Annotated in this window: 16 protein-coding genes; 6 read left to right on the top strand and 10 right to left on the bottom strand. The window is 31.9% G+C overall.

Annotated elements, in window-relative coordinates; translation table 11 throughout:
- Positions 1-257 precede the first annotated feature (257 nt).
- From PQF96_RS26090 to PQF96_RS26080, 3 genes are all read left to right on the top strand, one after another.
- Positions 258-638, top strand: coding sequence for a hypothetical protein (locus PQF96_RS26090; protein WP_271769813.1), 381 nt, complete (start codon positions 258-260; stop codon positions 636-638).
- A 48-nt stretch (positions 639-686) separates the two neighbouring features.
- Positions 687-1,271, top strand: coding sequence for a penicillin-binding protein activator LpoB (locus tag PQF96_RS26085; RefSeq protein WP_109433826.1), 585 nt, complete (start codon positions 687-689; stop codon positions 1,269-1,271).
- Between the two features lie 156 nt (positions 1,272-1,427).
- Entirely contained in the window at positions 1,428-2,756 is a 1,329-nt protein-coding gene (locus tag PQF96_RS26080; protein ID WP_271769811.1) for a COG3014 family protein, read from the top strand.
- A gap of 60 nt (positions 2,757-2,816) precedes the next feature.
- Here the strand turns inward: PQF96_RS26080 and hemL are convergent, their stop codons facing one another.
- Genes hemL through PQF96_RS26060 form a run of 4 tightly spaced genes read right to left on the bottom strand, consistent with a single transcriptional unit; the run spans position 2,817 to position 6,278 of the window.
- The gene (gene hemL / locus PQF96_RS26075; protein WP_271769807.1) at positions 2,817-4,103 is read right to left on the bottom strand and encodes a glutamate-1-semialdehyde 2,1-aminomutase; all 1,287 of its coding nucleotides are present in this window, start codon (positions 4,101-4,103) and stop codon (positions 2,817-2,819) included.
- Positions 4,104-4,105: 2 nt separating this feature from the next.
- Positions 4,106-5,002: a glucosaminidase domain-containing protein gene (locus PQF96_RS26070; protein WP_271769804.1), complete on the bottom strand. Its 897-nt coding sequence runs from the start codon at positions 5,000-5,002 to the stop codon at positions 4,106-4,108.
- Position 5,003: 1 nt separating this feature from the next.
- Positions 5,004-5,951: a 1-aminocyclopropane-1-carboxylate deaminase/D-cysteine desulfhydrase gene (locus tag PQF96_RS26065; RefSeq protein WP_271769801.1), complete on the bottom strand. Its 948-nt coding sequence runs from the start codon at positions 5,949-5,951 to the stop codon at positions 5,004-5,006.
- Complete coding sequence (locus PQF96_RS26060; protein WP_109433831.1) at positions 5,952-6,278, bottom strand: hypothetical protein; 327 nt, start codon at positions 6,276-6,278, stop codon at positions 5,952-5,954. It abuts the gene before it with no gap.
- A gap of 29 nt (positions 6,279-6,307) precedes the next feature.
- On the opposite strand from PQF96_RS26060, the gene PQF96_RS26055 reads away from it, so the two are divergent.
- From PQF96_RS26055 to PQF96_RS26045, 3 genes are all read left to right on the top strand, one after another.
- Positions 6,308-6,484: a DUF5522 domain-containing protein gene (locus tag PQF96_RS26055; RefSeq protein ID WP_271769798.1), complete on the top strand. Its 177-nt coding sequence runs from the start codon at positions 6,308-6,310 to the stop codon at positions 6,482-6,484.
- Positions 6,485-6,566: 82 nt separating this feature from the next.
- Complete coding sequence (locus tag PQF96_RS26050; protein WP_109433832.1) at positions 6,567-7,097, top strand: DUF4136 domain-containing protein; 531 nt, start codon at positions 6,567-6,569, stop codon at positions 7,095-7,097.
- 92 nt (positions 7,098-7,189) lie between these two features.
- Positions 7,190-7,804, top strand: coding sequence for a DUF4230 domain-containing protein (locus tag PQF96_RS26045; RefSeq protein WP_109433833.1), 615 nt, complete (start codon positions 7,190-7,192; stop codon positions 7,802-7,804).
- Positions 7,805-8,257: 453 nt separating this feature from the next.
- Here PQF96_RS26045 and PQF96_RS26040 read toward each other — a convergent pair whose 3' ends face one another.
- The 6 genes from PQF96_RS26040 to PQF96_RS26015 form a co-directional block, all read right to left on the bottom strand.
- Positions 8,258-8,788, bottom strand: a complete 531-nt coding sequence (locus PQF96_RS26040) for a dihydrofolate reductase family protein (RefSeq protein WP_271769794.1) — start codon at positions 8,786-8,788, stop codon at positions 8,258-8,260.
- A 50-nt stretch (positions 8,789-8,838) separates the two neighbouring features.
- Positions 8,839-9,357: a GNAT family N-acetyltransferase gene (locus PQF96_RS26035; protein WP_109433835.1), complete on the bottom strand. Its 519-nt coding sequence runs from the start codon at positions 9,355-9,357 to the stop codon at positions 8,839-8,841.
- Positions 9,358-9,434: 77 nt separating this feature from the next.
- The gene (locus tag PQF96_RS26030) at positions 9,435-9,953 is read right to left on the bottom strand and encodes a GNAT family N-acetyltransferase (RefSeq protein ID WP_271769791.1); all 519 of its coding nucleotides are present in this window, start codon (positions 9,951-9,953) and stop codon (positions 9,435-9,437) included.
- A 26-nt stretch (positions 9,954-9,979) separates the two neighbouring features.
- On the bottom strand, positions 9,980-10,414 hold the full coding sequence (locus PQF96_RS26025) for a VOC family protein (protein WP_271769790.1): 435 nt from the start codon (positions 10,412-10,414) through the stop codon (positions 9,980-9,982).
- A 123-nt stretch (positions 10,415-10,537) separates the two neighbouring features.
- Positions 10,538-11,176, bottom strand: a complete 639-nt coding sequence (locus tag PQF96_RS26020) for a CPBP family intramembrane glutamic endopeptidase (RefSeq protein WP_143917509.1) — start codon at positions 11,174-11,176, stop codon at positions 10,538-10,540.
- Between the two features lie 18 nt (positions 11,177-11,194).
- On the bottom strand, positions 11,195-11,656 hold the full coding sequence (locus PQF96_RS26015; RefSeq protein ID WP_109433839.1) for an mRNA-capping enzyme subunit alpha: 462 nt from the start codon (positions 11,654-11,656) through the stop codon (positions 11,195-11,197).
- Positions 11,657-12,093: the final 437 nt, after the last annotated feature.

Genomic DNA, 12,093 nt, shown 5'->3' with positions numbered 1-12,093 from the left:
CTTATTAGACAAATTTATCCCTATATATAGTTTTTACTCTTCATCCAAAAAAGATTCAATAAAAAAGTAGGGTATTCTATTTCTCATTTGTTTTTATACATAGAATCATTTGGAAATATTTTCTAATGTGAAGCAACCTTTTGGTTTTTAATTTGTCATTTATTTCTACAATACATTAGAATTAGATACTAACATTGATTCGACATTTTTTGATGTGATCAATGAGACAAAACTTAAAAAAATTAATTTTTACACATATGAAAAAGGAATATTTAATACTCGTTTTAATCATGTTAGGCTTTATGAGTCATGCACAAGAAATAGCACCTCTTGTAACAGGTCAAAACCCTAATTACAAAATAGCTATGAATAAAGTAATAAACAATAATAATAAATACATATTACAGCAGGGAACGACTGTACAACAAACATATAAAGCCATTGACCCCTTGGAGGAAAAAAGAGAATTACGTTCGAGAAAAAAGCAATATCGATCACAACGAGCATATTGGAGACACCAAAGAAAGTTAAAACGTATTGAGAACACTCAATATTATGATTATGGGTATTATGATAGATTTTACTACAGAAATACTTGGTTATCATTAGGACTTTGGGGAGCATGTACTGTGTGGTAATCTTATAACAAAAAATAAAATTTAGAATACATATAATAACATCATAAAATGAAAAAAACAACAATAGCAATAGTTGCAATAATGTCAATATTTTTAACCTTTTCATGTGCAAGAAAGATTACGCGAGTAGCTCCTGATACACAAATTGATATTAGTGGTAGATGGAATGATACAGATTCTCGTTATGCGGCAGAAGAACTAACTGACGAGGCAATTACATCAAATTGGATAACAGATCATATTCAGAAAAAAGGTAAAAAGCCTGTAGTCATCGTTGGTTTGGTTCGTAACAAATCCCACGAACATATAGAAAGTGAAACTTTTATTAAGGATATGGAAAAAGCATTCATTAAGCAACAAAAAGTTAGCGTTGTACAAGGTGGTAAAATGCGTGAAGAATTGAGAGCAGAACGTGCTGAACAACAAAACAATTCATCTTTATCTACAGTCAAAAAATTTGGATTAGAGATGGGAGCAGATTATATGCTACAGGGTAATATCAATTCTATAGTAGACGCACATAAAAATCAAAAAGTTGTGTATTATCAGATTGATCTTGAACTCACAAATCTTGAAACTAACGAGAAAGTATGGATAGGAGATAAAAAAATAAAAAAATTCGTTAAAAACTGATAATTTCTCATCTCTGAATCAAAAAAAGTAACAAGCTTTCCCAGGAAAGCTTGTTTGACAATTGCCATGATCAATATAAAAAAGACCTTACGCATAACAATTCTATGTGCTCTTCTAATAGCATTTTGCAATTGTGGAAGCTATCATACCAAGAGTATGCTTTTTCAAGCAAAAGTGCAACAGGGAGATATGCAAGGTGCACTATCTATTATTGATAATAATAAATTTTTGGCAAAGCCCAGGAATCAACTCTTATATCTATTCGAAAAAGGAAAATTAGCTTATTTGGCTGGTGACTATGAACTAAGCAATGAATTATTTAATAAAGCTGATCTAATTATAGAATCTAATAAAAAAGCTATTGGCAACCAATTATTAGGGGTGGTTCTAAATCCTGAAAAAGAAACCTATACAGGAGAAGACTCAGAAAAAGTAGCTATTCACTATTACAAAGCATTAAACTATACTTTTTTGGGCAAGTATGATGATGCTCTCGTAGAAGCCAAACGGGTTAGACTACAACTACAAAAATTAAATGACAAATATCCTTCTGGAAAGAAAAATCGTTACAAAGACGATGCTTTTTCTCATATAGTACAAGGTTTACTATATGAAGCGTCTGGAGATATAAATAATGCATTTATCGCGTATCGTAACGCTGTTGATTTATATCTGGAAAATGAAGGGATCTATATTGGAGTGCATATTCCTGATCAACTTGGCAAAGATTTACTAAGAACAGCAAATGCCATTGGGTTTATGGATCAGGTAAAACATTATGAGCAATTGTTAGGTATTACATTCGTTCCTCAAAAAATTCCTGAAGGAGGAGAAGCAATACTATTTTGGGAAAATGGGCTTTCACCTTATAAAGAAGAAACCTACTATACATTTACAATTTTACCAGGTAATGATATTGGTTTTTTAACCATTATAAATGAAGATCTTTCTTTAAACCTACCTCTACCCATACCTACTGGAGGAGACAATCATGCTGATTTTTCTGATTTAGATATATTTAATATTGCCTACCCTAAGTATGTAAGTCAACCCTCTTTATACCACAGTGCAGAAGTTTATATTGACAGTACTTCTTATCAATTTCAACTAGCTCAGAATTATGAAGAAATTGCATTTAAAACATTACGAGACCGAACATTACGAGAGATAGGAAAAACCGCTTTACGACTAGGAACAAAGAAAGTTTCTGAATATATTGTAAAAAATCAAAACAAAGATTTAGGTGCGTTATTAGGTATATTTAATGCCTTTACAGAAGGTGCGGATACGCGTAATTGGCAAAGTTTACCAAACAAGGTATTTTACACACGGGTCCCTTTAAAAAAGGGAGAAAACATTTTGAGTATTCAACTAAACTCAAATCACGAAAACCTTAATTTTAGAAAAATTAAAATTAAGGGAACAGGAGGAATTCAATTTCAAAGTATTGCTACTCCAGAGGTTATTTCTGCTCTACTTCGTTAAGGACTCTAAACACATCACACCAAAGATTAGTATAGAGGTTTTATACCTGTACTAATTTCTTTATAATGTTTTTACTACCTTACCAACTGCTTCTATTGTTTCATCCAAATCCTTATAGGTAAGTGCATCGGTAATAAACCATGTTTCAAAAGCACTTGGAGCGATATAGATTCCGTTGTCCAACATCCTATGAAAGAATTTTTTAAATGTTTCATTATTACCTTGGGCTGCAGATTCAAAATCTAGGATGGCATCTTCTGTAAAATGCACCGAAATCATTGATCCCAATCTATTAATGGTATGTATTATATTATGTGCTTTAAGTTCCTTGGCAATACCTTTATGAAGGTATTCTGTTTTATCCGCCAGGCTCTTAAAAATTTCAGAATTAGAATTTAATTCAGTAAGCATAGCTAAACCAGCTGCCATAGCTAGTGGATTACCACTTAATGTTCCTGCTTGATATACGGGTCCAAGCGGAGCGAGGTAATTCATAATTTCTTCTCGAGCTGCGAAAGCTCCAACAGGGAGTCCTCCCCCTATTACTTTCCCAAAAGTGATAATATCTGCATCTATCCCAAGAAGTTCTTGTGCTCCTCCTTTTGCTAGTCTAAAGCCAGTCATAACTTCATCAAAGATCAAAAGGATATCATGGGCACTGCAAAGTGCCCTAAGGCCTTCTAAAAACCCTTTTACAGGAGGAATACATCCCATATTCCCTGCAACAGGCTCAATGATAATACAGGCAATCTCTCCTTTATTTGAAGTAATAATATGCTCTACATGATCGAGATCATTATATCTCGCTAATAATGTATCTTGTGCTGTACCTTTGGTGACACCCGGGCTATTTGGACTTCCAAAAGTAACAGCTCCACTTCCTGCCTGAATCAGGAAGGAATCGCTATGTCCATGATAACATCCTGCAAATTTGATGATTTTGTCTTTACCAGTATACCCACGTGCTAGTCGCACTGCGCTCATACAAGCCTCTGTACCAGAGTTTACAAATCGTATCTTATCTACATTAGGAACCATTGCAACCGCTAACTCTGCTATCTGAGTTTCGATCTCTGTTGGCATTCCAAAACTAGTTCCTTTTTTTGCTTTATCAATAACGGCTTCTACAACCCGAGGATGCGCATGCCCTAAAATCATTGGGCCCCAAGAATTTATATAGTCTATTAAACGATTACCATCTTCATCATATAAATATGCACCTTTAGCCTCTTTAACAAATATTGGATCACCTCCTACAGCTTTAAAAGCTCGTACAGGTGAATTTACTCCTCCCGGAATCACTTTTTGCGCTTCTGCAAATAATGCGCTGCTTCTTTTATATATCATGTTTAGTTGAAATCTTCTTCCTCTTCTTCGGCAGTTATTTTAAGAATCTGTCCGATTTTGATATTATTACTTGCTAGATTATTATATGACTTAAGCTCCTGCACAGAAATCTTGTATCTGCGAGAAATTGAGTATAATGTATCTCCTTTTCGTACAATATGTCCTCCGCTTGGATTCGGGGTTGGAGTTGATACTGGCGCAGGTGTCATTACCACAACAGCTTCTGCTTTGTTTTCTCTTCGACGGTTTGTTCTACCCAATACATCATTATCATATTCATATAAATGATAACGTTCTATAATAGAGATAAGTTTTTGTGGATATTTTTTATCTGTAGCATATCCTGCTTCTCTTAAACCTCTTGCCCAGGATTTATAGTCTTTTTGATTAAATGTAAATAATTTTGAGTATCGTTTTCTGTCTTTTAGAAACAGAGAATGATCTCTAAAAGAATCACTTGCCTGATCATATTTTCTAAAACATTCCTGAGAACGATCATCATCGTGATATACTCGATCTCCTTCCCAATCGTGACACTTAATTCCGAAATGGTTTTTTGCTTTTTGAGTCAATTCACCATGTCCTGCTCCAGATTCTAAAATCCCTTGTGCTAAAGTAATACTGGCCGGGACTCCATAGGTTTTCATTTCATTTTTTGCGATATCAGAAAATTCGAAGATATATCGCTTTACTTTATCATTATATGATGCCGCTGGAAGTGGTTTTCTTTCTTCTCTAGAAGGTTCTTTGGGAGTGGTCTCTTTTGTAGTTCGCTCAATCTTAGTAACAGTAGTACGTCTAGGAACAGTTCTTTCTGTTCTTGTAGAAGTCACTTTTTTACTTCCTCCACAGGAGATTAAGAATCCTGTAATACATAACAACGCAATTAATTTCCTCATTTTAAGATCCAATTGTAATAAGGGGTAGTTTCTTTTTATTCAATTTTTTATTCATCCCAGCAATACCTTGTAGCCCTCCTGTATGAATCGCTAAAATACGAGTATTTTTCTTAAAAACACTTCTTTCTGCCATGTCAAAAATCCCAAAAATCATCTTCATTGTATAGACTGGATCTAAGAGAATATGTTGCTGTTCCCTAAATGTATTTATAAACTCAACCCCTTCTTGATTTATTTTTCCATACCCCCCAAAATGATAATTATGAATTAGCTCCCAATTGGTTTTTGAGGTATATTTTTTGATTTCATCTGAAAGAAAATCTCCTTTCAAAGCAGGGAAACCTAATATCTTTTGGTGACTCTCTGAACTATTAATGATACCTGAGATCGTTCCTCCTGTTCCCACAGCACAAGAAATGATATCATACATTGCATCTTCTGGGGTGAGAATTTCTTCACATCCTTTAATCGCCAATGAGTTGGTGCCTCCTTCAGGTATAACATAACAAGAACCGAACTCATTTTTTAACTCCTGTAAAAACGCAGGATTCGTTTTATCTCTATATACCCCTCTGCTAACGAATTTAAGATGCATTCCTGAATCAGAAGCTAAACGCAGGGTATCATTTTCGAATAAGGTTTTTTCTAAATCCTTCATCAATTCTTCCCCTCTAATAATTCCGATAGTTTGTAATCCTATTATTTTTCCTGCAGCTGCAGTAGCTGCTATATGATTACTATAGGCTCCTCCAAAAGTAAGGACCGTTGTAAAACCGTTTCTTTGGGCTTCAATAAGGTTATACTTTAATTTTCTGAATTTATTTCCAGATACTTCTTTATGAATTTCATCTTCCCTTTTTATATCTAGAAAAACTTCTGCTTCATCTAAAATGGGATGTATTATCGATTGATTTTCTGAATGTACTGTTTCTGAAGAAAAAATATGCATTTACCAATATTTAATAAAACTCCAAGGTTTTCTCTTTTTTAGATACTGGAGATCATCTTCATTTCTATACGCTTCTCGTTCAAAAGAAATATTTCGATATGCCTGTTGTGAATTTCGATATTGTAGTAGTCGAATAAGATATTCTGTAAAATAAAAAATATAAAAAGGTAAAACCAAAAGTTCTGCCTGTTGTCTAAGATGAATCTTCTCGTGATTAATAAAAACCTCATCCTCTTTAAGGAAAGAATTATTTACCACAATAAAAGGCCAAAGGGCGATGCCTACAAAATGACGACCTATCAAATATTTGTTAACAACAATGGGCATATCAATGCAAGATACTATTTTTGTAAATCATGAACAATCCTAAAAAGGTATTAACTCCAAAAGAAGGAGATTATTATATCACCCCGGAAGGGTATCGATGTTTTACAGAACAATATCATCTAAGGAGAGGATATTGTTGTGAGAGTGGTTGCAGACATTGCCCCTATGGCTACGATAAAAAAACAAATAGTTATTCTAAAAAATAACTAAGCTACCTGTTTCATGGTACGATTGTTGTGGCTAAACAAATATAAAAAGCTATTGTTAAATCTTTAAAACACAGGGATTATGAAATATTTTTCACTTTTATCATTAATCCTTATCATAACTCTAAGTTCTTGCTCTACGGTACGTGTTGCTTCGGATTATGATAAGGAGGCAAACTTTGAATCTTATAGAAGTTTTGCTTTTTACAAGCCAGGAATTGATAAGGCAGAAATTAGTGACCTTGACAAGAAACGAATATTACGTGCTATCGAAGCTGATATGACTTCAAAAGGATTTTTGAAATCTAACAATCCTGATATGCTGGTTAGTATTTTTACGAAGACCAAAGAAAATGTAAATATCTATCAAAATAACTTTGGATGGGGTTATGGCTGGGGATGGAATCCTTGGTTCTGGGGGAATGGTTATAATACCGTTACCACAACTACAGAAGGCACGTTATATATAGATCTAATAGACGCTTCTAAAAAAGAATTAGTTTGGCAAGGAATGGGATCATCTGCATTAACTAAGGATGTGGATAAAAAACAAGGCAAAATGAATGAAATCGTTGCAGCGATTTTAGAAAAATACCCTCCCCAGAATAATTAAGAACTGTATATTAAGCTTATATCGATATAGCCTTTCTACATAGAAAGGCTATTTTTTATGTACATTTATACCAAACTTGAACCTATAAATGTATGCGTAACTTTCTACTTGGTGCACTTTTAGCAGCATTAATAGCCTTTGCAATCAAACATTTTATTGATCAATCTAATACACAAAAAATAGAAATAGAATCTTCTGGTCTTATTTTGGATCAAATTAAAAATGTAGGTAAACTTGTTGTTACAGAAGGGCATTTTTCTGATATAATTACTTACAAGGATGACAAAACTTACTTTAAAGTACTTTCTTCAAAGAAAAAAATAATTGTTATGGTAAATGCAAATGTTCAGGTATCATATGATTTAAGAAAAATTGAGCATACTATAGATCAGGAAACAAAGACCCTTACTATTACCAATATTCCTAAAGCCGAGATTAATATTAATCCCGAAATAAAATACCACGATATCAATGAAGGACTTATCAACAAATTCGAAGCAGAAGATCATAATGTTATACGAAAAATAGTGGTTGAAAAATTAAACAGAAGAGTGCAAAAATCTTCACTGGTTACTAATTCTCAAAATCGCCTTATTAGCGAATTACAAAAAATATACATCCTCACTAATTCACTTGGTTGGACATTAAAATATAAAGATACTGCTATTGATAGTCAAATTAGTTTTGAAGAATTAATTGCACTATAGTTTTATGCTAATTTTGAAAAAAAAATGGAAAGAGATCATATCTCTTCCCATCTTTGAATTTAAAAAATCTTAATCACAGAATTCGTTTTGTCCCTTAAACTCTAGTGTTATACAGATTTATAAATTGTTTACGTATATAAAACGTTTTACATAAACATTACCCCACCCCCTATTTATTTATTTTTTTAGTTTATAAAATATCTGTTCATGTGTAAAAAAATGGGAAGAAAAACTCTCCCCATTTTATTGTTAAATCTATGTCCATAAAAAATGCCTGCCCCCAAACTCTATTATGAAGCATTGATTAACCTATTTATATACCTAAAACAAAATAGAATATAAATACCCTACCTTTTTTTTAAAAAAAATACAATTCATAATTTTAATTTGTAATAGTCACAAATCAATATAGAAGTGCGGAAGCTTTTAAATACACCTAAAAGAAGAGTTTATTTAAGTAATTGTATACCTTAACTCTACAACACCTGTAGTATGCTTTTTTGTTTCTATCAAAGTCAAAAACGTTTCATTAGGAATCGATTCAAAAAGTTCTATCCCGTCAGAAAGAACAATAGGCATTATAAAAACCAGAATTTCATCAATCAATTTTTCATTAAGCAACATTGTATTTATCTGACCTCCACCAACAAGCCATATATCTTTTCCTTTTTGCTTTTTTAATTCTTTAATATATTCGATATGGTTCTCAGATATAAACTCTACATCTTTAGTAGATTCTGCTCCCTTTTTTCTGGTTAATACATAATTTTTTTTCTCTGAATATGGAAAATCAATACCCCAATCTATGATCTGTTCATATGTCTTATTGCCTTGAATTGTTGTATCAATAGTTTCATAAAAATCATAATAACCATAATCTAGTTGATCAGGGTTGGGGATAGAATCTAACCAATCTACATTACCATCTGCTTTAGCTATTTTTCCATTTATACTCATAGCTATATATAATTTAATTTTTCTCATTTCAATATCGATTTTTTAGAATTGAACATTGTTTTACACTAAAAAACAATTTATTGATTAAGGATACTATTTTCTTGATTAAGTATATATTTCAGTTCAACACCATTCTCTTCTGAATAGAATTCTTTTACATACTTCATTTCTTTTTCTAAAATATGTACTGAACCTATATTATCTTTACTAACATACGCTGTTAATTGTTCTAGTTTCATTTTATTAAAACAATACGCTATCAATCCTTTTGCGATTTCTCTTCCAAACCCTTTACCCCAGAAACATTCTCTTAATCGATATGCAATTTCATATTCAAACGTTTCATTTTTATACACACCACATAAACCCACAAACTCATTACTATTATTATCTACTACCGCCCATATATTATAGAATATCTCATCATCTTGATAATACTTCATAAAACGTTCTAGCTCCTGTTTACTTTCTTCAAAACTCATATGTTTTTTGATATAACGCATCACATTAAGATTACTTTGCATATCAAAAAAAGGAATTAAATCTTCTTTTTTAAGATATCGAATAGACAATCTTTTGGTTTCAAATAGTTTCATATTACTAACTCTATTTCTCTATGTTTTTAACGAATCCAAACATAATATTTTAATACTTTTTTATTTGATTAATGTATTTAAGAAAGGGGAAAACACATTCTTTCCATACCTTTCAACTCTTCTTTAAAGTGGGTAATTTCTAATCGTGTTTTGCTATGAAATTGAAATCCTAGTTTTTTATAAAAAGCTATGGCATCTACATTCGTATCAATCACACACAAGAATAATAATTTTTTATCTTTTTCAACTGCTTTTTTTATCACTTCGCTCATTGCCTTTTTTCCAATTCCCATTCCGCTAAACTTTGGAAGAATATAAATTTTCTCTAATTCACAATTATCTAATTTTGATAGTTTAGATGATGAGTTATAATTGATTTTAAGGAACCCAATATTTTCATTATTGTATGTAACAAAATAATACTCAACAGATGTATCCTGCAGCTCAATTGTTAACCTAGCATTCCCAAATTGTTCCTCGAGATATAACACTAAGCCATTTTCGTTCCAATGACTGGCAAAAACCTGAGTATAAGAATCAAAACAAACTGTTTGTAATGTCGAAATATCTTTTACTGTGGCCTTTTGTAATTGCATTGTGATGTAGATCTAATCTTAACAATTTATTTAATTTTTTCCTGATAAATAATAATTTGTAATCCGTCTGGATCTCTTAAATAGAGATAATATGATCCCCAAGGTCGAAGTACGGGACCTTTCACCTTCCATTTATCTCTTAAGCGAGTTGCCCAATATTCAATATTGTTAGTTTTTATTTGTATATCAATTTTATCATTTTCGATGGATTTATCGAATGAGTTCTGATGGTAATAATGGTTGCTTGCTATTTCTGAAATCTCTAAAAATGCATTATTATCCTCATGACCAAATTGTAGTATTACTCCTTTTGAACCATCACCATCATTGTATTCTTCAGTTATTTTTAGGTTAAGAATTTGAGTATAAAATAATTTTGAATCCTCAAAATTCTTAGTTCTTATGACCGTTTTCAAACTTAATAAAATTCGATCCAGAGCATGTTCTTTTTTCTTATCCATACTTTTGATAAACTACTTTGATTTGATATGATCAATTACAGGAAATATGATGTCACTTTCTAATACTACTAAAGGTAATTAATGTCTTTGAATTTTTGATAATAAAATCTGGTCACATTCGTTTTACCATCTTCCTTTTTCATATAAATCTAAAAATGATGCAGCCGATAGGCTGAAAAAATCAACTAAAAAATGCGCTAATATAACCCATCTCAAACTTCCTGTTTTCTTATAGACTATTCCCCAAATTAAACCCATGATAAAAGTTGAAATCACAATTGTCAATCCGCTATTAAGTTCAGAATTTACTCCAAAAACTGCATGGTTTATAGCAAACACAAAACTTGTAAAAAGTATAGCCAGAGCATTCGGCCATCTTTTGGTATAATCCAAAAGGAGTCCACGCCAATAAAACTCTTCTATCCAGGGATTGATTAATGCAAGTAAAATCCAGGGAATCCATACTTGCCAAGAAGATAACGTATCATAATGCAAAACAAATAATGGAAGAGGAAGCAATCCTATAAATAAAGCTAAGATATTCCACCCAATAGCTCCTCTTGATTTTATCATCCATTTTTTTATCGACTCTTTCTCGGCATATCTGAATATTACATAGAGAAAAAGACACCATTCGATCAATATTATTGGAATAAATGCCCATTTACCGATAAGCTGTCCAAATGAATATGCAACCGCAAAATTGATGGCAATGATCAAAAATGGTGAGACTAATACAATATTTCTTTTTGTTGAACTCATTAGGTGGTTAACTAATTCTTATAACATTTTCTTTATCAAAGTAATCTGACCCAAATGATAATAACTATGCTCTATCATCCCATCTATATTTCTCTGATAAGTTCCATATTTTTTATCTACAAATACCTCATCCAGTTTTTGATCTGGCATTAATTCGATCGCATTCGCAAATTTTTCTGCATTACTCCACATCGTATTTAATAATTCTTCCCAATCCTTTTGTGATTCGATACCAGAGCAATCAAAACTATACTTATCTCTTATTTCGAGTGCTCCCCCTTCTAATACTTTTAATACTCCGGCTATATAATAATTGATATGAAACGTAAGCATGAATATTGTATTTAAAGACCCTATTTTTTTTGAAGCTTGCTCCCAGGTAACATCTGATAATTGATCTTTATAATTTGTGTTAGCAACCCATACCCCATTCAAAATAACTTCTCTAAATCGATTCGCAATTTCTTTTGTTCGTTTCATCTATTATTTTGTTTTTTTTGAATAAGAAAGCTGTTGATTACCCTACTAAGGCAATACGAATAGCGCATTAAATTTGCTGCTTTTTAGGGTATACAATGTACTAAATTTAAAATAAAATCGATCAAAGATACGCGCACAAACCAACATCCTTTTTCTCTTTTCTTACCCTCTTTTTTAATATTGAAACCGTTTTACCTTAGTAGCAATGAATCTTAAAATAAAAACTTGAAGAATAGCAAAAAGGACACCCTAAATGATTGTGGAAATATATTTTAATTGGGAGATTTTAAAAAAAAGGTTCAGTTAATAATAAAGTCTCAGCTATGGTTTTTGTAAAATGTCACACAATTGTGATTCTGATTATATATCTAAGATTGTATCACTAGTAGCATCCTGTTAGCGATTCACATCACAACTGACCGATAATCATTCTTGAC

This window comes from Aquimarina algiphila (assembly GCF_947494415.1).
In the GTDB taxonomy this organism is placed as follows: domain Bacteria; phylum Bacteroidota; class Bacteroidia; order Flavobacteriales; family Flavobacteriaceae; genus Aquimarina; species Aquimarina algiphila.
This window is presented reverse-complemented; position numbering and strand designations above follow the sequence as displayed.